General features: G+C 72.5%; 23 protein-coding genes and 1 riboswitch. Of the genes, 17 read left to right on the top strand and 6 right to left on the bottom strand.

The annotated features are described in order from the left end of the window. Positions 1-22: 22 nt before the first annotated feature. The 3 genes from ABZT18_RS02105 (at position 23) to ABZT18_RS02095 (ending at position 2,910) form a co-directional block, all read left to right on the top strand. Positions 23-1,447 carry a pitrilysin family protein gene (locus ABZT18_RS02105; protein WP_354993219.1) on the top strand — a complete coding sequence of 475 codons (1,425 nt, stop codon included), beginning with the start codon at positions 23-25 and terminating at the stop codon, positions 1,445-1,447. Positions 1,448-1,542: 95 nt separating this feature from the next. Beyond that, complete coding sequence (dapB, locus tag ABZT18_RS02100) at positions 1,543-2,316, top strand: 4-hydroxy-tetrahydrodipicolinate reductase (protein WP_354993220.1); 774 nt, start codon at positions 1,543-1,545, stop codon at positions 2,314-2,316. 117 nt (positions 2,317-2,433) lie between these two features. Beyond that, positions 2,434-2,910 carry a GNAT family N-acetyltransferase gene (locus ABZT18_RS02095; RefSeq protein ID WP_355250162.1) on the top strand — a complete coding sequence of 159 codons (477 nt, stop codon included), beginning with the start codon at positions 2,434-2,436 and terminating at the stop codon, positions 2,908-2,910. A 369-nt stretch (positions 2,911-3,279) separates the two neighbouring features. Here ABZT18_RS02095 and ABZT18_RS02090 read toward each other — a convergent pair whose 3' ends face one another. Then, a complete protein-coding gene (locus ABZT18_RS02090; RefSeq protein WP_354993222.1) occupies positions 3,280-3,864 on the bottom strand; it encodes a GNAT family N-acetyltransferase in 585 nt (194 codons plus the stop codon). A 35-nt stretch (positions 3,865-3,899) separates the two neighbouring features. On the opposite strand from ABZT18_RS02090, the gene ABZT18_RS02085 reads away from it, so the two are divergent. Continuing rightward, positions 3,900-5,174 (top strand): glycosyltransferase 87 family protein, encoded by a 1,275-nt coding sequence (locus ABZT18_RS02085; protein WP_355250159.1) that lies wholly within the window; start codon positions 3,900-3,902, stop codon positions 5,172-5,174. Here the strand turns inward: ABZT18_RS02085 and ABZT18_RS02080 are convergent. Further along, on the bottom strand, positions 5,073-5,624 hold the full coding sequence (locus ABZT18_RS02080) for a GNAT family N-acetyltransferase (RefSeq protein WP_354993224.1): 552 nt from the start codon (positions 5,622-5,624) through the stop codon (positions 5,073-5,075). The genes ABZT18_RS02085 and ABZT18_RS02080 overlap by 102 nt on opposite strands. A gap of 79 nt (positions 5,625-5,703) precedes the next feature. Here ABZT18_RS02080 and ABZT18_RS02075 point away from each other — a divergent pair, with 79 nt between their 5' ends. From ABZT18_RS02075 to ABZT18_RS02055, 5 genes are all read left to right on the top strand, one after another. Then, positions 5,704-6,933: a crosslink repair DNA glycosylase YcaQ family protein gene (locus tag ABZT18_RS02075; protein WP_354993225.1), complete on the top strand. Its 1,230-nt coding sequence runs from the start codon at positions 5,704-5,706 to the stop codon at positions 6,931-6,933. Between the two features lie 64 nt (positions 6,934-6,997). Next, positions 6,998-7,519: a DUF2752 domain-containing protein gene (locus ABZT18_RS02070; RefSeq protein ID WP_354993586.1), complete on the top strand. Its 522-nt coding sequence runs from the start codon at positions 6,998-7,000 to the stop codon at positions 7,517-7,519. A 108-nt stretch (positions 7,520-7,627) separates the two neighbouring features. Then, positions 7,628-8,368: an FAD-dependent thymidylate synthase gene (thyX, locus tag ABZT18_RS02065; RefSeq protein ID WP_354993587.1), complete on the top strand. Its 741-nt coding sequence runs from the start codon at positions 7,628-7,630 to the stop codon at positions 8,366-8,368. 47 nt (positions 8,369-8,415) lie between these two features. Beyond that, positions 8,416-9,342 carry a 4-hydroxy-tetrahydrodipicolinate synthase gene (gene dapA, locus ABZT18_RS02060; RefSeq protein WP_354993226.1) on the top strand — a complete coding sequence of 309 codons (927 nt, stop codon included), beginning with the start codon at positions 8,416-8,418 and terminating at the stop codon, positions 9,340-9,342. A gap of 52 nt (positions 9,343-9,394) precedes the next feature. Continuing rightward, complete coding sequence (locus ABZT18_RS02055; RefSeq protein ID WP_354993227.1) at positions 9,395-11,083, top strand: ribonuclease J; 1,689 nt, start codon at positions 9,395-9,397, stop codon at positions 11,081-11,083. Between the two features lie 64 nt (positions 11,084-11,147). Here the strand turns inward: ABZT18_RS02055 and ABZT18_RS02050 are convergent, their stop codons facing one another. Together ABZT18_RS02050 and ABZT18_RS02045 are read right to left on the bottom strand one after the other, a co-directional pair. Then, a complete protein-coding gene (locus tag ABZT18_RS02050; protein WP_354993588.1) occupies positions 11,148-12,734 on the bottom strand; it encodes a YbjN domain-containing protein in 1,587 nt (528 codons plus the stop codon). 95 nt (positions 12,735-12,829) lie between these two features. Beyond that, positions 12,830-13,309 (bottom strand): YbjN domain-containing protein, encoded by a 480-nt coding sequence (locus tag ABZT18_RS02045; RefSeq protein ID WP_354993228.1) that lies wholly within the window; start codon positions 13,307-13,309, stop codon positions 12,830-12,832. Between the two features lie 113 nt (positions 13,310-13,422). Here ABZT18_RS02045 and ABZT18_RS02040 point away from each other — a divergent pair, with 113 nt between their 5' ends. Further along, complete coding sequence (locus ABZT18_RS02040) at positions 13,423-15,879, top strand: DNA translocase FtsK 4TM domain-containing protein (protein WP_354993229.1); 2,457 nt, start codon at positions 13,423-13,425, stop codon at positions 15,877-15,879. A 61-nt stretch (positions 15,880-15,940) separates the two neighbouring features. On the opposite strand, the gene ABZT18_RS02035 is transcribed toward ABZT18_RS02040, so the two are convergent. Together ABZT18_RS02035 and ABZT18_RS02030 are read right to left on the bottom strand one after the other, a co-directional pair. Next, positions 15,941-16,186: a hypothetical protein gene (locus ABZT18_RS02035; RefSeq protein WP_354993230.1), complete on the bottom strand. Its 246-nt coding sequence runs from the start codon at positions 16,184-16,186 to the stop codon at positions 15,941-15,943. A 79-nt stretch (positions 16,187-16,265) separates the two neighbouring features. Further along, complete coding sequence (locus ABZT18_RS02030; protein ID WP_354993231.1) at positions 16,266-16,580, bottom strand: SMR family transporter; 315 nt, start codon at positions 16,578-16,580, stop codon at positions 16,266-16,268. A 61-nt stretch (positions 16,581-16,641) separates the two neighbouring features. Beyond that, positions 16,642-16,705, bottom strand: a riboswitch (guanidine-III (ykkC-III) riboswitch). A 135-nt stretch (positions 16,706-16,840) separates the two neighbouring features. On the opposite strand from ABZT18_RS02030, the gene ABZT18_RS02025 reads away from it, so the two are divergent. From ABZT18_RS02025 to ABZT18_RS01995, 7 genes are all read left to right on the top strand, one after another. Beyond that, the gene (locus ABZT18_RS02025; RefSeq protein WP_354993589.1) at positions 16,841-17,770 is read left to right on the top strand and encodes an ornithine cyclodeaminase family protein; all 930 of its coding nucleotides are present in this window, start codon (positions 16,841-16,843) and stop codon (positions 17,768-17,770) included. Positions 17,771-17,870: 100 nt separating this feature from the next. Continuing rightward, entirely contained in the window at positions 17,871-19,379 is a 1,509-nt protein-coding gene (rimO, locus tag ABZT18_RS02020; RefSeq protein WP_354993232.1) for a 30S ribosomal protein S12 methylthiotransferase RimO, read from the top strand. A gap of 83 nt (positions 19,380-19,462) precedes the next feature. Next, positions 19,463-20,053, top strand: coding sequence for a CDP-diacylglycerol--glycerol-3-phosphate 3-phosphatidyltransferase (gene pgsA / locus ABZT18_RS02015; RefSeq protein WP_354993233.1), 591 nt, complete (start codon positions 19,463-19,465; stop codon positions 20,051-20,053). 144 nt (positions 20,054-20,197) lie between these two features. Beyond that, positions 20,198-20,824 carry a CinA family protein gene (locus tag ABZT18_RS02010; protein ID WP_354993234.1) on the top strand — a complete coding sequence of 209 codons (627 nt, stop codon included), beginning with the start codon at positions 20,198-20,200 and terminating at the stop codon, positions 20,822-20,824. A gap of 153 nt (positions 20,825-20,977) precedes the next feature. Then, positions 20,978-21,418: a helix-turn-helix transcriptional regulator gene (locus ABZT18_RS02005; protein WP_354993235.1), complete on the top strand. Its 441-nt coding sequence runs from the start codon at positions 20,978-20,980 to the stop codon at positions 21,416-21,418. Positions 21,419-21,619: 201 nt separating this feature from the next. Continuing rightward, positions 21,620-22,492: a PspA/IM30 family protein gene (locus tag ABZT18_RS02000; RefSeq protein WP_354993236.1), complete on the top strand. Its 873-nt coding sequence runs from the start codon at positions 21,620-21,622 to the stop codon at positions 22,490-22,492. Positions 22,493-22,515: 23 nt separating this feature from the next. Next, complete coding sequence (locus tag ABZT18_RS01995) at positions 22,516-23,304, top strand: hypothetical protein (protein WP_354993237.1); 789 nt, start codon at positions 22,516-22,518, stop codon at positions 23,302-23,304. Positions 23,305-23,337 lie beyond the last annotated feature (33 nt).

Here is a 23,337-nt window from a genome sequence, read left to right as displayed (position 1 = left end):
CTCGTCGAACCGGGAGCAGTACGTGAGTCGGGCCATCAGTGCGCCGTTTCCACCGGATCGACGGGGGGTGGCCCCCGGCTGGCGGGCCAGCCAAGCGAGTCGAGTTCGGGACACCGGGGCGGGCCGCTCCGGCGGCACCGCCCGCGCGGTGACCAGGACGCTCAGCGACGACCCGCTGGGCGGCACGGTACGACGTACCGTGCTGCCCAGCGGCCTGCGCGTGCTCACCGAGGCGATCCCGGCGATGCGCAGCGTCTCGTTCGGCATCTGGGTGGCGGTCGGCTCGCGTGACGAGACCGGCCCGCAGGCCGGTGCCGCGCACTTCCTCGAGCACCTGCTCTTCAAGGGCACCCACAAGCGCACCGCACTGGAGATCTCCTCGCAGATCGAGGCGGTGGGTGGTGAGACCAACGCCTTCACCACGAAGGAATACACCTGCTACTACGCCCGGGTGCTGGACGAGGACCTGCCGCTGGCGATCGACGTGATGTGCGACCTGGTGGCCGACTCGCTGTTGGAGCCGGCCGACGTGGAGACCGAGCGTGGCGTGATCCTGGAAGAGATCGCCATGCACGACGACGAGCCCGGTGACGAGGTGCACGACCTCTTCGTCCAGGCCGTCTACGGCGACCACCCGCTGGGTCGGCTGATCTCCGGCACCGCCGAGACCGTCACGCCGATGACCCGGCGGCAGATCCAGAGCTTCTACCGGGGTCGCTACACCGCGCCGCAGATCGTCATCGCCGCCGCCGGCAACCTCGACCACGCCGCGGTGGTCAAGCTGGTCCGCCAGGCCGTGCGCGGCACCCCGCTGGACAGCGACCCGGCCACCCCGGCACCGTACCGGGGGGCGACGCCGGCGGTACGGACCAAGCCGGCGACCACCCTGGTGGAGCCGAAGGAGACCGAGCAGGCGCACGTCATCCTCGGCTGCCCCGGCATCGACCGCCTCGACGAGCGGCGCTTCGCCCTCGGGGTGCTCAACAACGTGCTCGGCGGCGGCATGTCCAGCCGGCTGTTCCAGGAGATCCGCGAGCAGCGCGGCCTTGCGTACTCGGTCTACTCCTACGCCAGCCAGTACGCCGACAGCGGCCTGTTCGCCGTCTACGCCGGCTGCGCGCCGGGCAAGGTGGACGAGGTGCTGGCGCTGACCCGCGCCGAGCTGGCCCGGGTGGCCGCCGACGGGTTGACCGAGGCCGAGGTGGCCCGGGGCAAGGGGATGAGCAAGGGCTCGTTCGTCCTGGGCCTGGAGGACACCGGTTCCCGAATGAGCCGGCTGGCCAAGGGTGAGTTGCTCTACGGCGACCTGATGCCGGTGGACGAGCTGCTCCGCCGGGTCGACGAGGTCACCGTGGCGGACGTGAACATCCTCGCCGCCGAGCTGCTCAGCCGGCCGATGTCGCTGGCCGTGGTGGGCCCGTTCGCCGCAGGCGACTTCGCGGTCTGAGGGCTCCCGCAACGCGGTCGAAAGTGACGTCCCGGACAGGGTGTGGACTGGATCCGGCCGGGAGGGCACGTCCCGATTGGGATAGGTTGTGCCCCGTGACTGACGAGCAGGAGAAGAACCCGACGGAGCCGCTGCGGGTCGGCGTGTTGGGGGCCCGAGGCCGGATGGGCATCGAGGTCTGCAAGGCGGTCGACGCCGCCGACGGCGTCGAGTTGGTCGCGGCGATCGACCAGGGTGACAGCCGATCCGTCGTCTCCGACGCCGGCGCCGAGGTGGTCGTCGACTTCACCACGCCGGACGTCGTCATGGACAACCTGCAGTGGTGCATCGACCAGGGCATCAGCGCTGTCGTCGGCACCACCGGCTTCACCGAACAGCGCCTGGAGCAGGTGCGCGGCTGGCTGGCCCGCAAGCCCGGGGTAGGCGTTGTCATTGCCCCGAACTTCGGCATCGGCGCGGTGTTGATGATGCAGTTCGCCGCGCGGGCCGCCCGGCACTTCGAGTCCGTCGAGATCATCGAGCAGCACCACCCGCGCAAGCTGGACGCCCCGAGCGGCACCGCCACGCACACCGCCCGGCAGATCGCCCAGGCCCGCGCCGAGGCCGGCCTCGGCCCGGTGCCGGATGCCACCAAGGACGAGGTGCCGGGTGCGCGCGGTGCCGAGATCGACGGGGTACGCGTCCACGCGGTGCGTGCCACCGGGCTCGTCGCCCACCAGGAGGTGCTCTTCGGCACCACCGGGGAGACGCTGACCATCCGGCACGACTCGTACGACCGGGCGTCGTTCATGCCGGGCGTGCTGCTGGCCGTCCGCGCGGTGCGCAACCGGCCCGGTCTCACCGTCGGCCTGGACGCCCTGCTCGACTGACCGCCGCCGGCAGCAGGTCCGCTCCGGCGGTTAGCGCAGATCTCGGACAGTTCCCGGTGGCGCCGCGGAACGGAAACTGTCCAAGATCTCAGGGCGCGGCCCGGGTAGCATCCGCCGATGATCGATGGTGGACACCTGGACCGGGCCGGGCGGCTGGTCACCCTGCGCCCGGTGGACGACGACAACTGGCGGGCGGTGGCCGATGTTGCCCCGCGTGACGACCAGCGCCGCTTCGTGGCCGCGCTGGGCGCCCGCTACCTGCTGCTGAGCACCCGATCCGAGGTGTGGACCTCACTCGCCGTGTACGCCGGTGAGACGGTCGTCGGCCACGTCATGTGGGGCGTGGACGACGACGGCTCGCACTGGATCGGCGGAATGGTGATCGACGCCGCCGAGCAGAACCGTGGCGTGGGCAGAGCAACGGTGCAGACCCTGGCCGCCTGGCTGTCCGCCAAGGACGGCAACCCCCCGGTCCGCCTCTCCTACCACCCGGACAACACCCAGGCCGCCACCCTCTACACCTCCCTGGGCTTCCACCCCACAGGCGCGGTAGACGACGAAGAACTAGTAGCCGAACAATCCCCGACCCCATAACCCCGCCCCGCCCCTGCCCCTGCGCCCGCCCGGGTCGATCATGGACTTGTGGTGGGTGCTACTTCGGCATGTGCACCTTTTGTGGGGCACCACAACTCCATGATCGACCCGGGCGGGGCGGGGCGGGGCGGGGCGGGGCGGGCAGGGGTGGGGGGTGGGTGGGGCGAGCACTGTTAGTGGGGGAGGGGGTTCTTGGGGCGGCGTTGGGTGGGGAGGGTTGGGGTTGGAGTCAGGGGTGTTGGGAGGCCGGTCACCGTGGATTCGCCGGTGCGGTCGACGGTGACGTTTACCGGAGTGCCGGCCACGCGGAGGCCGTTGACCGCGACGGCACCCAGTTCGGCCCCGGCGTGGGGCCGCCCCACCGGCACATCAGTCGTCCGCTGGCACCTTTTCGGCAGGGACGCCCACGTGCAGGCGCACCTGGGGCACCAGCATGTCGTCCACGTCCAGCGCGCGGGCCGCGCCGTCGGGCTCCCAACCGGTGCTGGTGAGGAACTTGCGGGTCGCCTCGTCGCCCTCGAACGCCCAGGCCACCGCCCGGCTCAGGCCGTCTTCCCGCCACAGGTCGACGGCGGCGGCGAGCAGCCGACTGCCGTGCCCGCGCCGACCCCAGCGCGGCTCGACCAGCAGGTCGGTCACCGCGGCCACGTCCGGGCCGAGCGCGTCGGCCGGCTCGCCCGGAGCGAGGGCCTCGGCGTCAGCCGGGCCGGAGGCGGCGAACCCCACCAGATACGATTGCTCGGCCTGTTCGACGGCGACCAGCACCCGGTGCGCGCCCGAGGGCGGCTCCAGCACCGCGGCGCTCCACCGCCGGGCGAGGAACGCCTCGTCCAGGTTGTCGAGCACGTGCCGAGGCAGGATCCGGCGGTACGCGACCCGCCAGGTCGCGAGCTGGATGCGTGCGATCTCGCCGGCGTCCTCGGGACGCGCCGGGCGGACGTACCCGAGAGCCATGGGACGGAAGCCTACGCAAGGCGAGGGAGACGACGGTGGCCCAGGGTGCCAACAGGACGGCCGCGCAGGTCGTCGGGGTGGTGGTGCTCGCCGCGGCGGTCACCGCGTTCCTCGCCGTCGCGGCGGTGCGGCACGGCTTCTTCGACCTGAAGGTCTACTACGGCGCGTTGACGTGGTGGGTGCACGACGGCGGGGAGATCTACGACTATCTCAAGCCGGGCACCCAGTACGGCTTCACCTACCCGCCGTTCGCCGCGCTGGTCATGCTGCCGATGGCGTACCTGCCGTGGTCGGCCGCGATCGTGGTGAGCGTGCTCGCCAGCGTGGTCACCACCGCCGTGCTGATCTGGTGGCTGGTCGACCCGATCGCCCGTCGGGCCGGTTGGACCCGGTGGTTCGCCCTCGCCGTGGCACTCTGCCTGGCCGCCGCGTTCGAGCCGATGCGGGAGACAGTCAACTTCGGCCAGGTCAACACGCTGCTGCTCTTCCTGGTGGCGGTGGATCTGCTGCGGCTGCTGCCGGCAGGCAACCGGTGGGCCGGGGTGGGCATCGGGCTGGCCACCGCGATCAAGCTGACCCCGGGCGTCTTCATCGTCTACCTGCTCGTCACCGGGCGATGGCGGGCGGCGCTCACCGCGAGCGGCACGGCGGCCGGGGTGTCGCTGTTGGCCGGCGCGCTCTTCCCGGACGCCTCCCGGGAGTTCTGGACCGAGGCGTTGTGGAACACCGGTCGGGTGGGCGAGTTGGCATTCGTCTCCAACCAGTCGCTGCGCGGGGTGGTCGCCCGGCTCAACCCGGAGCACCCCAGCACCCTGCTCTGGCTGCTGTTGGTGCTCGGCGCCCTGGCGCTCTGGGCCTGGCGGTCGCGGGCCGCGGTCGCGGCCGGTGACGAGGCGACCGGCCTGGCGCTGACCGGCGCCGTGATGTGCCTGGTCAGCCCGGTCACCTGGGTGCACCACCTGGTCTGGCTGCTGCCCGCGCTGATCCTCCTGGTCGACAACGCGATGGCCGCGCCGGCCGGCCGCCGTCGGTGGGTCCTGCTGGTCGCCGCGACCATCGGGTACGCGCTGCTGATCAGCCGGACCGTCTGGTTCTGGGAGAAGGACTTCACCGGCGTCGACGGCTTCCTGGGCAGCAACGCCTACGTCTGGATCAGCCTGGCGCTGCTGGCCTTCCTGCCGGTGCGCCGGTGGCTGACCCCGGGCGGGTCAGTCGTCGAGGCGTCCGGCGTACCGCAGCTCGACCAGCCCGACCGGCGGGCCTCCGCCGGCGAGCGGCACCTGATAGGTCGACTGCTCACCGTCCGGTGACAGCCCGGCCCGCTCGTAGAACCGACGGGCCCGGAGGTTGTCCACCAGCACCCACAGCCGGTAGCCGGTCCAGCCCCGCTCGGCGAGCCCGGCTCGCGCGGCGGCCAGCAGCGCGGCGCCGGTCCCGTCGCCCCAGCGGTCCGGCTCCACGTAGAGCGCCAGCACCTCGCCGACCGTCGGGTCCAGGTCGTCCCGGTCCTGGTTGCGGCGGTACGGCCCGAAGGTGGTGAAGCCGACCACCAGCCCGTCCACCTCCCCGAGCAGGGTGGTGAAGGGATGCTCCGGGTCGGCGGTGCCGACGTCGCGCCGGCGCTGCGCCCAGGCCAGCACGTTGAGCCGCCCGAGCACTTCGTCCGGCATGACACCGGCGTAGCCCGCCTGCCAGCCGTGCACGTGCACCCGGGCGACCGCCTCGGCGTCGTCCGGCTCCTCCCGGCGGATGGTCAGCATTGCACCGTTCTATGCCCCGTTGGCCCTCGCGTCCAGCTTCCCGCACCGGCGTCGTACCGATGAATTAAGGTCGCCGACGATGACCGCACCGGAATCACTCTCGCTCGCCCAGGCCCGGCGGGTGGCGCTCGCCGCCCAGGGCTTCGCCGACCCGGCGCCGGCCGGGGTGCCCACCCGTCGGCATCTACGCCGGGTGCTCGACCGGGTCGGGTTGATCCAGATGGACTCGGTCAACGTGCTGCAACGCGCGCACTACCTGCCCCTGTTCAGCCGGCTCGGGCCCTACCCGACCACGCTGCTCGACCAGGCCGCCTACCGCCGTCCGCGTGAGCTGTTCGAATACTGGGGCCACGAGGCGTCGCTGGTCCCGGTCGAGCTGCACCCGACGCTGCGCTGGCGGATGGCCCGGGCGCACAGCGAGTCCTGGGGCGGCATGCGGCGGATCGCCCAGGAGCAGCCGGAGCTGGTCGCCTGGGTCCGCGACGAGGTGGCCGCCCGGGGTCCGCTGACCGCTGCCGAGATCGAGGATGACGCGCCCCGGGAGACCGGCAACTGGGGATGGAACTGGTCGGCGGTCAAGCGGGCGTTGGAGTTTCTGTTCTGGGCCGGGGAGGTGGTCGCCGCGGAGCGCAGCACCTCCTTCGCCCGCCGCTACGACCTGCCCGAGCGGGTGCTGCCCGCGGCGGTGCTGGCCGCGCCCACCCCGACCGACGCCGAGGCGTACCGCACGCTGGTGGCCCTTGCCGCGCGGTCGCTCGGGGTGGCCGCCGAGCCGGAGCTGCGCGACTACTTCCGGCTGCCGCTGGCCGGTGCCCGGCAGGCCGTCGCGGAGCTGGCCGAGGCCGGTGAGCTGGTGCCGGTCACCGTGGCGGGCTGGCGCCAGCCGGCGTGGCTGCACGCGTCTGCCAGGCTGCCCCGTTGGGTTCGGGGCAACACGCTGGTCAGCCCCTTCGACCCACTGATCTGGGAACGCGCTCGCACCGAGCGGCTGTTCGGCTTCAACTACCGGATCGAGATCTACGTCCCGGCGCCACAGCGGGTCTACGGCTACTACGTGTTGCCCTTCCTGCAGGGCGACCGGTTCACCGCCCGGGTCGACCTGAAGGCCGACCGCAAGGCCGGGGTGCTGCTGGTGCCGGCCGCGTGGGTCGAGCCCGGCGTCGACCCGGGGGAGACCGCGGTGGCGCTCGCCGCCGAGCTGTACCGGCTCGCCGGCTGGCTCGGGCTGAGCGCGGTCGCGCCGCCCGCGGCCGGCGACCTGGCCGGTCCGCTCACCGCCGCGTTGGCCAGCGTGTCCGGTGTACCGTGAGCGCGTGACGAGCGCTCCCGGACCGGTCGACCAACCGCAGCCCGCTCCCGGGGCGGTCCACACGGTGCCGGCCGATGCGGCCGATACCGGCCCGGCCGGCTGGCCGACGAACCCGCCGGGCGGCTACCCAGCGCCCGAGCCGGACCGACTCACCCGGTTCGTGCTGCGGCTGTACGACCGTTCGCCGCGCTGGGCGGTGCCGCTGGCCGCGGTCGGCTGCGTCGCCCTCGGCATGGGCTACGCGCTGCTCAGCAACCCGACCTACGCCGACCCGGACGCCGCGCCCACCTGTCTGCTCAAGTTGACCACCGGGCTGGACTGCCCGGGCTGCGGCGGCACCCGCGCACTCTGGTACGTGCTGCACGGTGACCTGCCGGCCGCCGCCCGGCATCACTTCCTGTTCGTCTTCGCGCTGCCGTTCATCGCGTACCTCTTCGTGGCCTGGGCGGGAAACCAGGCGTTCGGCTGGCGACTGCCCGAGCTGCGGATCAGCTCGAAGGTCATCGTCGGCTTCCTGGCCGCCTGGCTCGCCTTCTCGGTGCTGCGCAATCTGCCCTGGGCGCCCTTCGCCTCGCTCTACGTCTGACCGCTCCGCCCGACGCCCAGGTCCGCCGCCTGAGTGATCGACATTGCACGGGGCGCGCCCGAGTTGGGTGCGGGACCACCGACCACTACAGTCCCAGGAATGCCGGATATGGTGCAGCCCCAGGTCAAGTTGATCGCGTGGACCCAGTTCGCGGCCCCGGCCGACGTGCCGTGGTCGACCGACGCCGAGGGTGGCCAGGCGCTCGCCGAGTTCGCCGGCCGGGCCTGCTACCAGTCGTGGAAGAAGCCGAACCCGGCGACCGCCACCAACGCCGGCTACCTGGCGCACATCCTCGACGTCGGGCACCTCTCGGTGCTGGAGCACGGCTCGGTGACCTTCTACTTCACCGGGGTGTCCCGCTCCTTCACCCACGAGCTGATCCGGCACCGGCACTTCTCATACTCCCAGCTGTCCCAGCGCTACGTCCCGGAGCGGGACGCAGCCATGGTCGAGCCGGCGGTCATCGCCGACGACCCGGAGCTGCACAAGAAGTTCACCGAGGCCGCCGAGGCGAGCGTTCGGGCGTACACCGAGTTGCTGGAGGGCCTGGAGCAGCGCTTCTCCGACGAGCCGAACCCGACGCTGCGCCGCAAGCAGGCTCGGCAGGCGGCCCGCGCGGTGCTGCCCAACGCCACCGAGACGCGGATCGTGGTCACCGGCAACTACCGGGCCTGGCGGCACTTCATCGCGATGCGGGCCACCGAGCACGCTGATGTGGAGATCCGTGAGCTGGCCGTGGAGTGCCTGCGCCAGCTGCAGGGGGCGGCCCCGAACGTATTCGCCGACTTCGTGATCTCCACGCTGCCGGACGGCACCGAGGTGGCGGCCAGCCCGCACGAGGCGTCCTGAGCCCTTCCCCGGCGGGCCCCGGCTGGTCGTCCGCTAGGTTGGGGGGTATGACGCACGACCACCTCGACGCCGCCGCCCCACCGGTGTCCCGCCCCTTCGGGCGGCTTCTCACCGCCATGGTGAGCCCGTTCACACCCGACGGCTCGCTCGACCTCGACGGCGTCGCCCAACTGGCGAGCCACCTGGTCGACGAGCAGGGCAACGACGCGCTGGTGGTCAGCGGCACCACCGGCGAGTCGCCGACCACGACCGACGCGGAGAAGGAACGCCTGATCCGGACCGTGGTGGAGGCCGTCGGTGACCGTGCCAAGGTGGTCGCGGGGGTCGGCACCAACGACACCCGGCACACCATCGAGCTGGCCGCGGCCGCCGAGAAGGCGGGCGCGCACGGGCTGCTGGTGGTCACCCCGTACTACAACAAGCCGCCGCAGAGCGGCCTGCTGCGGCACTTCACCGCGGTGGCCGACGCCACCGGCCTGCCGGTGATGTTGTACGACATCCCGCACCGCTCCGGCGTGCCGATCGACACCGAGACGCTGGTCCGGCTCGCGGAGCACGGCCGGATCGTCGCGGTCAAGGACGCCAAGGGCGACCTGACCGCCACCAGCTGGGTGACCAGCCGGACCGCCCTCGCCTTCTACAGCGGCGAGGACGCACTCACCCTGCCGGCGCTGGCCGTCGGCAGCGTGGGCCTGGTCGGCACCTCGACGCACTTCACCGGGGCGTTGACCGTACAGATGATCGAGGCGTACGACGCGGGGGACATGACGACCGCGTTGGCGCTGCACCGGCGGCTGCTGCCGCTGTTCACCGGCGTCTTCCGTACCCAGGGCACCATTCTGGTAAAGGCGGGCCTGGCGGCGCTGGGTCTGCCGGCCGGCCCGGTGCGACCCCCGCTGGTGGACGCCACCGATGACGAGATCGCCCAGCTGCGCGCGGACTTCGCGGCAGCGGGCCTGGAGCTGCCCGAATGATCGAACGACACGATGGACGCCGAGTGACGGCGTCGCAGAATGAGGTGGACGCGTGACCGAGGCGCACATCGAGGCGGAACTACCCCCGCCGCTGCCGGAAGGTGGCCTGCGGATCATCCCGCTCGGCGGGCTCGGCGCCATTGGTCGGAACATGACCGTCTTCGAGTTCGACGGCAAGTTGCTGATCGTCGACTGCGGTGTCCTGTTCCCCGACGTCGAGCAGCCGGGTGTGGACCTGATCCTGCCCGACTTCGGCCCGATCCTGGACCGGCTGGCCGACGTCCAGGCGATCGTGCTGACGCACGGCCATGAGGACCACATCGGCGCGGTGCCCTACCTGCTCGCCCACAAGCCCGACATTCCGCTCGTCGGCTCACAGTTCACCCTCGCCCTGGTCGAGGCGAAGTTGGCGGAGCGGCGCATCCAGCCGTACACGCTGACCGTGCGGGAGGGCGGCCGCGAGCGGCTCGGCCCGTTCGAGTGTGAGTTCTTCGCGGTCAACCACTCGATCCCGGACGCCCTCGCGGTGGCCATCCGGACCCCCGCCGGCCTGGTGTTGCACACCGGCGACTTCAAGATGGACCAGCTCCCGCTGGACGGCCGGATCACGGACCTGGCCGGCTTCGCCCGGCTCGGCGCCGAGGGCGTCGACCTGCTGCTGTCCGACTCCACCAACGCGGAGATCCCCGGCTTCGTCACCCCGGAGCGGGAGATCGGGCCGGTGCTCGACTCGATCTTCGCGAAGGCCAAGGGCCGGATCATCGTGGCCTCGTTCGCCTCGCACGTGCACCGCGTGCAGCAGGTTTTCGACTCCGCCGCGGAGCACGACCGCAAGGTCGCGCTGATCGGCCGGTCCATGGTCCGCAACATGGGCATCGCCCGGGACCTCGGCCTGCTCAACATCCCGGCCGGCCTGGTCATCGGGATCGACGAGGCGACCACGCTGCCTCCCGACCAGATCGTGCTGATGTCCACCGGGTCCCAGGGTGAGCCGATGAGCGCGCTGGGCCGGATGGCCAGTGGCGACCACCGGCACATCACCATCGCTCCCGGCGACACCGTCGTGCTGGCCTCCTCGCTGGTTCCCGGTAACGAGACCTCGGTCTACCGGGTGATCAACCGGCTCGCCCGGGCCGGTGCGGTGGTCGTGCACAAGGACGTGGCGAAGGTGCACGTCTCCGGGCACGCCCCCGCCGGGGAGCTGCTCTACCTGCTCAATGTCGTCCGGCCCAGCAACCTGATGCCCGTGCACGGCGAGTGGCGCCACCTGCGCGCCCACGCCCGGCTCGGCATCGAATCCGGGGTCGCCGCCGACCGGGTGGTGATCTGCGAGGACGGCGACGTGGTCGACCTGGTCGAGGGCCGCGCCAGCCTGGTCGGGCATGTGAAGAGCCGGTACGTCTACGTGGACGGCCTCGCCGTCGGTGACGTCAGCGAGTCGCTGCTCACCGAACGGCGGATCCTCGGTGACGGCGGCTTCATCGCCACCACCGTGGTCGTCGACTCGGTCACCGGCAAGGTGGTCGCCGGCCCGACGCTGTCCGCGAAGGGCTTCTCTGAGGACCCGGAGGCGTTCAACCCGGTGGTCCCGCTGGTCACCGAGGCGCTCAACCGGGCCGCGGCGGACGGCATCACCGACCCGCACCAGCTCCAGCAGATCGTCCGGCGCACCGTGGGGCGGTGGGTCAACGACAAGTACCGTCGCCGACCGATGATCGTGCCCACCGTCGTCGAGGTCTGAGCAACTCCCGCTGACGCCGGTCCACCCGAACGGGGTGGGCCGGCGTCGCCGTGTCCCGGGGGCCTCAGGGCAGCGCGGCGACCGCCTCGGCGTACGCGACGCCGGTGGAGATGGCGGCGTCCACCAGCACCATGAGCTGCGCCGGAGCCACCCCGTGTGCCAGGTCCGTGGCCACGTCGCCGGCCAGCACCAACTCGTCACCGAGGTCATGCGCGTACGCCTTGGGCAGCAGCCGGTCGTGGTTCCACGCGTTGCAGAAGGCGTACGCCTCGGCGCGGCGGGCCGCCGGCAGCCGGCGGGCGGCCATGGCGCGCGCGTGCAGCACCTCGCCGCGCTCGCCGGCCCGCCGGAACTGGATCACCGCGCCACCCCAGCGGCCGACCACCTTGTCGTCCTCGTCCACCTGGTACCGGTCGCCGCGCTGGTCCAGTACACCGGTGATCATTTCGACGGTCAGCGCCGCCAGCTCCCGCTCGTCCAACCCGGTCCCCTCGTCGGACCGGTCGGTGTCGGGCTCGTCGTGCTTGTCGGGTCCGTCGGGCTCGTCGTCGATGGGCAGCGGGACCGGTGCCGCGAGCGGGCGCTCGGCGAGCCAGGCTGCCATCCGTCCCGAGTGATGGCCGGTGCCGTTGCGGGCGTCGAAGCTGCCGGCCAGCTCGCTGGCCACGCCGAGCAGCAGCGCGCCGAGCGTGGCCACGTCCAGCTCGGTGGCTGGCCGCTCGCCGTACGCCGGACGTGGCATGGCCCGCCCGCCCAGCCCGGCCTCCACGGCCAACCCGCAGACCAGCGCCCCGGCGGCGGCGAACTCCATGGCGGCGAGGTCGTCGGTCGGCCGGTCCAACCGGGGCAACTGCTCGGCCAGGATGGTCAACCCCCGTTCCAGGTGCCCACCCAGCGCACAGAACCGCAGGTGCGCGGCGAGGTGCGGGAACGCGGCGCGCTCGCGCCGGTGCCGGCGGTACGCCCGCACGTGTGCCGCCGCGGCCCGCTCCGGCTCGCCGGCCCGAAGGGCGGGCAGCAGACCGGCGACCAGATCCCGTTCGGGCTGGTCGGTACAGGCCTCCGGGTCGTCGTCGGGCTCCCGTAGCTCGCTGAGCGCGGCTCGCCACTCGCCCCAGCCGGCAAGTAGCTCGGAGCGCCGGGCGGGGGCGCAGCCCGGGCAGCCGCCGGCCGGGCCGGGCCGCTTGCCAGACCACTGCTCGTACCAGTGGCGGGCGGTGGGCTCGTCGCCGAGGTGGTCGGCGATCCGGCAGTGCAGCTCCGCGACGGTCGGCGTGTCCGGACCGTCTCCGCCAACCCGGTGGGCCAGGTCGTGCAGCAGGGACCGGGTCTGGTCCAGCCCGACCCGGGGGGTGCCGAGCAGCGCCTCCACCGCGTACCGCTGGTAGCGCAGCAGCATCGTGGCCTCGGCGTCGGTGAGCAGCTCGGGCCGGTGGTCGGCGGCGGCCCGGCAGCGTCGGACCGGCTCGACCAGGCGCCACCGCTCCCCGTGCAGCAGGTACGCCTCGATCAGCGCGAACCGTGCGTCCACCCCGGACCGGATGTCCCCGGCGGCGTCGGCGCGTTCGGCGAGCCGTTCCAGCGCCACCTGCCGGGTCGGTCCGTCGGGCAGGTCCCGCGCGTCGGCGAGAGCGGCCTCCAGCGCCGGCACGCGCTCCCCGCCGACCCGGTCAACGGGACCAGCGTGCGGCGTGCCGTGGTGACCCGCCCGGTCACTGCGACGCTCCGTGAACTCGTCCCGGCCGGTCACGCCGGCACCGCGCCGGGCAGCCGACGGACGGCCACGGCGAGCTGGCAGCCGGTGGAGATGCCGCAGTCGAGCAGTTGATCGAGTTGGTGCGGGGTCACCCCGCGTTCCAGATCGGTGATCACCTCGCCGTAGACCCGGGCCCGACCGTCGTCGTCGACGTGCACGAACGCCTTGGGCCAGAGCCGGTCGTGGTTCCACGAGTTGCAGAACGCGTACAGGGCGGGCACCTGCTCGATGCCAAAGGTGGGCGCGACCATGGTGCGAACCTGGAGCAGCTCGCCGTCCCCGCCGACGCGGAGGAACCAGATCATGTTGTCGTCGAAGCGGCCCACCAGCTCGCCGTCCACGGTCAGGCCGACGGACCGGCCGCGGGCGGCGAGCACCGCGGCGACCAGTTCGCCGGTCAGTGGACGCAGTGCACCAGGGTGCCCGGCCAGCGGATCGGCCGGATCGCCCTCGGTTTCCGGCGACGCCATGGGGCATCCCTTCTGAGGCGGATATCACGACCGGCGGCGGGGTTCGTGTTGCGACGCGCGGACACGACCCGGAAAAGCGGGGATCTGCCCGGCCCCACCGTTACCGTGACTCTATGGCGGGCCGTACCTCTCAGGCGAGTCGGCGGCGCGGCGCGTCGCCGCGCGGTGGCACCAACAGTCGTGCCCGTCAACCGGCGAAGAAGACCCGGGCCCCGGTGCGGCGTCGCACCACGGCCGCCCGGCCCGGCCCGGCCGTCTACCTGGGCCGCGCGGTCGGTGCACTGTGGATGGGCGTGGCGCACGGGATGGGCTGGGCGGTGCGGGCCGCCGGTCGGCAGGCCGCCTCGGCCCGTGACCTCGACCCGGAGCACCGCCGTGACGGGGCCGGGCTGCTGATGTTCGGGCTCGCCCTGCTCAGCGCCGTCGCGCTCTGGTTCTCCGGAGCCGGCCCGGTGGGCGCGCGACTGGCCGACTCGATCCGGCTGTTCCTGGGCGCCATCTCGGTGGTCGTTCCGGTGCTGCTGATGATCGGGGCGTGGCGGCTGATGCGTCAGCCGGCGGATTCGGCGCACCGGGGCCGCGGGTTGATTGGCTGGGGCTCGCTGCTCGTGTCGACCGCCGCGCTGCTCCAGATCGGTCAGGACCCGACCGACCCGCTGCAACGGGACTTCGCGGGTGGCCTGGTCGGCGCGGGCGTCGGCGGTCTGCTGGAGCGGGCGGTCACCGCCTGGGTGGCGGTGCCGCTGCTGATCCTGCTGCTGCTCTTCGGTCTGCTCGTGGTGACCGCGACGCCGATCAACAAGATTCCCGAGCGGCTGGGCCTGCTCGCGGGCGGGCTGGTCGCCTCACCAGACACGGCCGAGGAAGCGGACGAGCGGGCTGCCAAGCCCGCGCGTAGACGGCCGGCGAAGCGGATGCCTCCGCCACTCGACCCGGACGATTTCGAGGACCTGGACGGCGCGGACCTCCAGGAGACCATGGTGCTGCCGCGCAAGGCGCCGTCGAAGGTGCCGGCGAGCCGCAAGCCGCCGGCCGATCCGCCGGAGCACTCGCCCGCGCCGACCCGGGCCGAGCAGCTCGCGTTGACCGGCCTGGCCGGCGACTACACCCTGCCACCGGCCAACATGCTCAGCGCCGGTGCCGCCGCGAAGACCCGCAGCAAGGCCAACGACGAGGTCATCGCCGCGCTGACCGGCGTGTTCGACCAGTTCGACGTGGACGCCGCGGTCACCGGCTTCACCCGGGGGCCGACGGTCACCCGGTACGAGGTGGAGCTGGGGCACGGGGTCAAGGTCGAAAGGATCACCCAGCTGTCCCGCAACATCGCGTACGCGGTGAAGTCACCGGACGTACGGATCCTCAGCCCCATCCCGGGCAAGAGTGCTGTCGGCGTGGAGATCCCCAACACCGACCCGGAAAATGTGGCGCTCGGTGACGTGCTGCGCTCGCGGGCGGCGACCAGCGACCACCATCCGATGGTGGTGGCGCTGGGCAAGGACATCGAGGGTGGCTTCGTGGTGGCCAACCTCGCCAAGATGCCCCACATTCTTATCGCAGGGGCCACTGGAGCCGGCAAATCGAGCTGCCTGAATAGTCTGCTAGTGTCCGTTCTGACCCGGGCCACTCCGGATGAGGTACGGCTGCTGCTGATCGACCCGAAGCGGGTCGAGATGACCGGCTACGAGGGCATCCCGCACCTGGTCACCCCCATCGTGACCAACGCCAAGAAGGCGGCCGAATCGCTGGACTGGGTCGTCCGCGAGATGGACATGCGCTACGACGACCTCGCGGCCAACGGGGTCCGGCACATCGACGACTTCAACCGCAAGGTTCGCAACGGCGAGATCAAGGCCCCGCCGGGCAGCGAACGGGAGATGCGCCCGTACCCGTACCTCCTGGTGATCGTGGATGAGCTGGCCGACCTGATGATGGTCGCGCCGCGCGACGTGGAGGACTCGGTCGTCCGGATCACCCAGCTGGCCCGGGCCGCCGGCATCCACCTGGTGCTGGCCACCCAGCGCCCCTCGGTCGACGTGGTGACCGGTTTGATCAAGGCCAACGTGCCGTCCCGGCTCGCGTTCGCCACCTCGTCCCTCGCGGACTCGCGGGTCATCCTCGACCAGCCGGGCGCGGAGAAGCTGCTCGGCCGTGGTGACGGGCTGTTCCTGCCGATGGGCGCGTCCAAGCCGGTACGGATCCAGGGCGCCTGGGTCACCGAGCGGGAAATCGCCGACGTGGTGAAGTTCTGCAAGGACCAGCGCGAGCCGGAGTTCCGCAAGGACGTGCTCGCCCCCGCGCAGGAGACCAAGAAGAAGGTCGACGAGGACATCGGTGACGACCTCGACCTGTTGGTGCAGGCGGTGGAGCTGGTGGTCACCTCGCAGTTCGGCTCGACCTCGATGCTCCAGCGCAAGCTGCGGGTCGGTTTCGCGAAGGCGGGCCGACTCATGGACCTGATGGAGACCCGGGGCGTGGTCGGGCCGTCCGAGGGGTCGAAGGCGCGCGACGTGCTGGTCAAGCCGGACGAGCTGGAGGATGTCCTCGGCGGCCTACGCGGTGAGGTGGACTGACCCGACCTGGGAAACGCGACGGGCCCGCCGGTCTGCCGGCGGGCCCGAGACGGAGCAGCGGTCAGTTGTTGATCAGCGCGGAGATGATCACAAGGCTGATGATCGCGGCGACGACGCTGGCCGCCGCGGCGTACCAGCCGAGCGGCTTGTCGCCGAGCACGGCGCCGACGATGCCCGCGATCACGCCGAGCACGCCGAAGATGATTGGGTTGAGCAGCAGGGCGAGGACCGCGAAGACGAAGCCCACGATGGTGAGGATCCGGGCGGCGTTGCTGCGGGGACGGGCGGTGCTCGGCATGTCGGCCATGTCTTCCTCCGTGTGAGAGCCTGTCGTGACGAATCGATCACTACCCACTGTGGGCGCCGGCCACGCGTGCCGCAGCAGGTCAGTGGAAGATCTTCAGGCCGATCACGCCGGCCACCACCAGGAGCAGGCACAGGATCCGGGGCAGGCTCGCCGATTCGCCCAGCGCCAGCATCCCGATCAGGGCGGTGCCGGCCGCGCCGATGCCGACCCAGACCGCGTAACCGGTGCCGACCGGGATCTCGCGCAGCGCGTACGCCAGCCCGCACATGCTCAGGATCAGGGTCACCACGAACACCACTGTCGGGACCAGCCGGCTGAAGCCGGCGCTGCGGTCCAGGGCGATCGCCCAGGCCGTCTCCAGCAGTCCCGAGATCACCAGTACCAGCCAGGCCATCATTCACCTCAGGGGGAGTGCCCGGGCCGCCGCGCCCGGGACGAGTGGATTCTGCACATCGCGCGGGGCGTCTTGGCCTGACCGGGTACGCCCACCACTCGTCCGGGGCGACCACGGGCGAACTCGGGCCACCGGCACCGACGCTAGCACCGGCCCCGGTCGGCGGCGGTGCGGTCGACCGGGCCGGCCCGCCGACGGGGCGGTGACTCCCGCCACGGCGCGTTGACCTCTACCTCACTTCAACTTGCAGTATGGCAATCATGACCCTGCTCTACGCCGATCCCGAGGTCGCCGCGGCGCTGGACGCCGCCACCACGGTCGACGCCATGCGCGCCGCCCTTCTGGCCGCGTACGAGGGACGCCTGATCGCCCCGCCCCGGACCGCCGCCCCGCTGAGCGGTGGGCGGATGGTGCTCACCGCCGGGCACCTGGTCGGCGAGTGGTACGGCTTTCGCTCGTACGACACCTTCGGCCACCCCCAGGGCGAGCAACTGGTCGTGCTGCACGACGCTCGTACCGGGGCGATCCGGGCGGTCGCGGTCGGCGAGGAGTTGGGCTCCCGTCGTACCGGAGGGTTGGGTGGCCTCGCGGTCGACGCGCTGGCCCGACCGGACGCGGCGACCCTCGGCGTGATCGGCTCCGGCCGGCAGGCGTGGACCCAGGTCTGGGCCGCCGCCGCGGTCCGGCCGTTGCGGGAGGTGCTGGTGCACAGCCGCTCCGCTGCTCGGCGCGACGCCTTCGCCGCCCGGGTCCGAGCCGAACTGGGCGTGCCGGCCCGCGCGGTGGCCGATCCGGGCTCGGCCGTGGCGGGGCGGGACTTGGTGGTGCTCGCGACCACCAGCCCGACCCCGGTGCTCTGCGCCGCCGACCTCAGCCCCGGCACGCACGTCAACGCGGTCGGCTTCAAGCAGCGCGACCGCAGTGAGTTCGGCACCGACCTGCTGGACACTGCCGACCTGCTGGTCACCGACTCACCAGCCCAGGCGGCGGACTACCAGCCGCCCATGCTCGCGGCCACACCCCCGTACGCCGGACGGTTGCGTGACCTGGGTGGCATCCTGGCCGGCGCGGTCCCCGGCCGGACCACCGCGGACGAGATTTCGGTCTTCTGCTCCACCGGCCTGGCCGGCACCGAGGTCTTCCTGCTCGACGCGCTGACCCGGGTTGCCGCCGCCGCGGCGGCGCGCTGACCGGCTGCCGGCGGGGCTGAGCGACGTGGCCCGCGGCGTTGCGCCCGTCATGCCCGCGGCACGCGTGCGTGGGCTTCCCCGGCTGGCCCGGTACCCTCGGATGGTGTCTGCCACCTCTCCTTCTCCCTCTGACAACGCCGAGGGCCGTCGTGTCGCCCTGCTCACCCTGGGCTGTGCCCGCAACGAGGTCGACTCGGAGGAGCTGGCCGCCCGGCTGCACGCCGACGGTTGGCAGGTGACCACCGACGGCGAGGGCGCCGACGTGGTGGTCGTCAACACCTGCGGCTTCGTGGAGAAGGCCAAGCAGGACTCCATCCAGACCCTGCTCGCCGCCGCCGAGACCGGCGCCAAGGTGGTCGCCGCCGGCTGCATGGCCGAGCGGTACGGGCGGCAGCTGGCCGACAGCCTGCCCGAGGCGCAAGCGGTGCTGAGCTTCGACGACTACCCGGACATCGCCGCCCGACTGAACGCGGTCGTCGCCGGCGAGCAGGTCACCGCGCACACCCCCCGGGACCGGCGTGAGCTGCTGCCGCTGACCCCGGTGAAGCGGCGTGACAGCGCGGTGTCGCTGCCCGGGCACGGCACCGTGGCGCGCGCCACGATCGACACCGACGAGCACACCCCGGCGCACCTGCGCCAGGTGCTGCGCCGCCGGCTGGACACCGGCCCCGTCGCCTCCTTGAAGCTGGCCAGCGGCTGCGACCGCCGCTGCGCGTTCTGTGCCATCCCCGCCTTCCGTGGGGCATTCGTCTCGCGTACGCCAGACGAGCTGCTCGCCGAGGCGGAGTGGCTGGCCAAGACCGGCGTACGGGAGCTGGTGCTGGTCAGTGAGAACTCCACCTCGTACGGCAAGGACCTGGGCGACCCCCGTGCCTTGGAGAAGTTGCTGCCGCAGCTCGCCGCGGTGACCGGCATCGTCCGCGTACGGGCGAGCTACCTCCAGCCGGCCGAGACCCGGCCGGGGCTGGTCGAGGCGATTGCCAACACGCCGGGCGTGGCCCCGTACTTCGACCTGTCGTTCCAGCACTCCAGCGAGCCGGTGCTGCGCCGGATGCGGCGTTTCGGCTCGACCGACCGGTTCCTGGAGCTGCTGGCGAGCGCCCGTGCGCTGGCCCCCGACGCGGGCGCCCGGAGCAACTTCATCGTCGGCTTCCCCGGTGAGACCCGCGCCGACATCGACGAGCTGGTTCGGTTCCTGACCGAAGCCCGGCTCGACGCGATCGGCATGTTCGACTACAGCGACGAGGACGGCACCGAGGCCGCCGGCCTGCCCGGCAAGGTCTCCGCCGCGACGATCAAGCGGCGCTACGACCGGCTCAGCGCGCTCGCCGACGAGCTCTGCTCGCAGCGGGCCGAGGATCGGCTCGGTTCGACCATCGAGGTGCTGGTCGACTCGATCGCCGACGGCATGGTGGAGGGCCGGGCGGCGCACCAGGCGCCGGAGGTGGACGGCTCCACCACCCTGGTCGCCCCGGCCGAGGGCGGGGTCGACCTGGCCGCACTGCGCCCGGGTGACCTGGTACGCGCAACGGTGACCGGCACCGAAGGGGTGGACCTGCTCGCTGTGCCGGATGAGATGATCTCGGCGGCGCCCGGCGCGGCACGGTGACGGCGGGCCCGAGCGGAGCGGGGGAGCCAGGTGGTGCGGTGCCGGGAACGCCAACGCCACGGCTGCCCGAGCGGAGTGAGGCGATGACCGGGATGACGGAGTCGACGCCGGGCCGGGTGGTTGCCGTGGTGCCCGTCCTCAACGCGGCCAACGCGCTGACCGCCCTCCGGCTGGCGCTGGTGCCGGTCTTCGCCGCCTCGGTGATCGCGTCCGGGATGACCCACTCCGGCTGGCGGATGGTGGCTTGCCTGATCTTCGCGGTGGCCTCGGCGACCGATCTGGTGGACGGTTGGATCGCCCGCCGGTTCGGGCTGGTCACCTCGGTCGGCAAGGTGGCCGACCCGATCGCCGACAAGGCGCTCACTGGCGCGGCTCTGGTGCTGCTCTCCTGGTACGACCAACTGCCCTGGTGGGTGACCGCGCTGATTCTCGTCCGTGAGCTGGGCATCACCGGGCTGCGGTTCTGGGTGATCCGGCACGGCGTGATCGCCGCCAGCCGAGGCGGCAAGGTCAAGACTGCGCTCCAGATCCTGGCCATCACCTGGTATCTCTGGCCGATGCCGGCAGCCCTCGCCGCCGTCGGCCCCTGGATCATGGCCGCAGCCGTCCTGGTCACGATCGCCACCGGCTTCGACTACATAGCCCAAGCCCTCCGCCTCCGCCGCCCCCGCTAACCCCGACCCCCCCGGGGCCCTCCGGCCCACCCCGCTGATCATGAAGTTGTTGTCAGTTGGAGCGGCGTGTCGCGCCGCTAACCTCATGATCGACGCGGTCGGGCCGGGAGGGTTGGGGGTCGGTGCGTGGGGAAGGACGGGTTGATGCAGCGGGATGCGGAATCTGGGCAGCCGGCGGGTGGTGAGTCTCCGGGCAGCGCGGCGGCGGGTGTGGTGCACAGGCTGGCGCAGCGACACGAGACCCTGTCCACGGTCGAATCCCTCACCGGCGGGCTGCTGGCCGCATCGATCGTGGAGATAGCCGGGGTCAGCGAGATCTACCGGGGCGGCCTCGTGGTCTATGCCACCGAGCTGAAGGGCACCCTGGCCGGCGTACCCGCCGACCTGCTGTCCGAGCGAGGGCCGGTGGACCCGGACGTGGCAGCGGCACTGGCCGAGGGCGGCCGTCAGCGCTGCGGCGCGGACTGGGGAGTGGCCACCACCGGCGTCGCCGGCCCTGAGCCGCAGGACGGCAAGCCCGTCGGCCTGGTCTACGTCGCGGTCGCGGGCCCGAACGGCGGCGAGGTCCGCCAGCTCGACCTGGGCGGCGGGCGGGACCACGTCCGCGCGGCGGCGGTGGTCGAGGCGCTGCGACTCCTCGCCGAGCGGATCCACGAAGCCGACGCCGCCGAAGCCAACGCCGCAGAGGCCGACGGCGCAGAAGCTGAGTCCACGACCGCAGGCGGGGCCGCCCGGGGCGGGGCGGGGACTGTCGCCGTCGCGCGCCGGTGAGCCCTCCCCGGCGAACCGACGGGCGGGGCGGGATGTCGCCCGGGCCCGCAACGGGTACGGTTGCGGGAAGGCTCCGGCGTTCGGGGTCGGCGCGGTCCGCCGCGACCCGGCTGCCCAGTGCCGGGCGCGAGGTATCCCTCAGGGGGAGGTGCGATGGTCCTGCTACGCCGGGTGATCGGTGACGCACTGCGGGCGCGCCGGCAGGGGCAGCAGCGCACGCTGCGTGAGGTGTCCACCGCCGCCAACGTCAGCCTTGGCTACCTCTCCGAGATCGAGCGGGGGCACAAGGAACCGTCCAGCGAGCTGCTCGCCGCGATCTGTGACGCCCTCGGCGCCCGTCTGTCCGAGCTGCTGCGTGAGGTGAGTGACACCGTGGCGCTCGCCGAGCAGATGCCCGGGGTGCTCGTCCCGATGCAGGACGAGACGGCCGACGCCACAGCCGTGCACAAGAGCACCAACCGGGGCGTCCGCCAGGTCACCTCCGATGGCAAGGTCGCCGTTTCGGTCCGCCAGGACTCGCCGCTCAAGGCCACGCTGCGCCGAACCCGCGTCCGCCCGACCGAGCGCGACCGCGACGTGGTCTGCGCCGCCTGAGCCCGTCCTTCCCGTTGACCATGGGCGGGCTGGCGCCGGCCGGATAGGGTTGGCCCCGCAGGAGCTGCCGGTTCTGTCGACCGCTCGGTACGGATGCCGCGCTGGCGTTCGGCTGGGACGATGGAGGCCGGCCGGTCGTGGTCGGTGGGTTCATCCGGAACGGCCGTGGTGGAGCGACGCTACTGAGGGGATACCGCGGAGATGGCGAACCCGTTCGTCAAGGGCTGGAACTACCTGATGGCGCTCTTCGGTGCCAAGATCGACGAGCATGCCGATCCCAAGGTGCAGATCCAGCAGGCCATCGAGGATGCCCAGCGGCAGCACCAGGCGCTGGTCCAGCAGGCCGCCGCCGTGATCGGCAACCAGCGTCAGCTGGAGATGAAGCTGTCCCGGCAGATGTCCGAGGTCGAGCGGTTGCAGGGCAACGCCCGGCAGGCCCTGGTGCTGTCCGACCAGGCCCGGGCCAAGGGTGACGAAGCCGAGGCGACGCGGTTCGAGCAGTCGGCGCAGACCCTGGCCAGTCAGTTGGTCTCCGCAGAGCAGGCCACCGAAGACCTGAAGACCCTGCACGACCAGGCGCTGGGCGCCGCCGCCCAGGCCCGCCGGGCGGTCGAGAACAACTCGATGATCCTCCAGCAGAAGCTCGCCGAGCGCACCAAGCTGCTCAGCCAGCTGGAGCAGGCCAAGATGCAGGAGACGGTGGCCCGCTCGCTGGAGTCGATGTCGTCGCTGGCCGCGCCCGCCAACACCCCGTCGCTGGACGAGGTGCGCGACCGCATCGAGCGGCGGTACGCCAACGCGATGGGTCGCGCGGAGCTGGCCGGAAACTCCGTCGAGGGCCGGATGTTGGAGATCCAGAAGGCGACGATCGACTCGGCCGGCTCGGCCCGGCTGGAGCAGATCCGGTCCAGCATGGCTGGCGAGCAGCTCGGCGGCGCGTCGCAGCGACCGGCCGTGCCGCAGGCTGAGAAGGCTGGCCCGGCCAACGACCCGACGGCCGCTGCCCGGCTGGACGAGCTCCGCGCCAGCATGGCCCGCGAGCGGGGCACCGGCGACCCGACCGCTGCCGGCTGAACGACCGGACCGAGGAGGCCAGGGTGGCAGACGAGCGGACGCTGTATTTCCGCAGGCTGGGTCGGCTTCGCCGGTCCGCCCGACGGTGGAGCGTGCTGGCCGGTGGGCTCGGCGGCGCTGCGGCGGTGCTGACTCCGTACGCCGGCCTCGGTCTGCCCGACGCGGCCTGGGTCGGCGCCGCGGGCAGTGCGGTGGCACTCGCCGCCTGGCGCTGGATCGATCTGCGCGCCCTGGCCACCCGGCCGGCACCCCCCGCGCTTGACCCGGCCGAGGCCGCGGCCCGGTCGCGGGCCAGGTTGATCGCCGCCGTCGAGCGGCTTCCGGTCGGCCCGGGTGTGCTGGCCGAGGTACGCCGGGTCCGCTCTCGCATCGCGCTGCGCGGCACCAGCGCGGGTGAGCAGTGGGCTCGACTGGACCGCGCGGCACTCACCCTGGCTGGGATTGCCCCCCGGCTCACCGGGCTTGCCGAGCCGGCCGTGCTGGAGGCCGCCACCGCCGACCGTTCGCTGCGCGACCTGGCCGCACAGGTGGCCAGCGTCGAACGTGCGTTGCGGCTGGCCCCGGCCGACGCCCGACCGCCGCTGGCCGAGGCACACGCCGTGCTGACCGCCCAGCTGGAGGGCGGGGTCGCGGCCTACGAACGGCTGGTGGTCGCCGCCGCCAGCTATCTGGCCGAGGACGCCCGACCGGAGACGACCGCCCACCCGGCCGCCGACCGGCTCACCGAGGCGACCGATCTGCTGCACGGGGTTGCCGGGGCCCTGGCCGAGCTGCGCGCCGTCGGCACCCCGTTGCGCGCACCGACCCGCTGAGCGGGCCGGGCGTGACCAACCGCTGACCCGCCC

Origin of the sequence: Micromonospora sp. NPDC005291 (assembly GCF_040607415.1) — a bacterium.
In the GTDB taxonomy this organism is placed as follows: Bacteria; Actinomycetota; Actinomycetes; order Mycobacteriales; family Micromonosporaceae; genus Micromonospora.
Note: the sequence above shows the minus strand (reverse complement) of the source record. Positions and strands in the feature narration are given on the sequence as shown.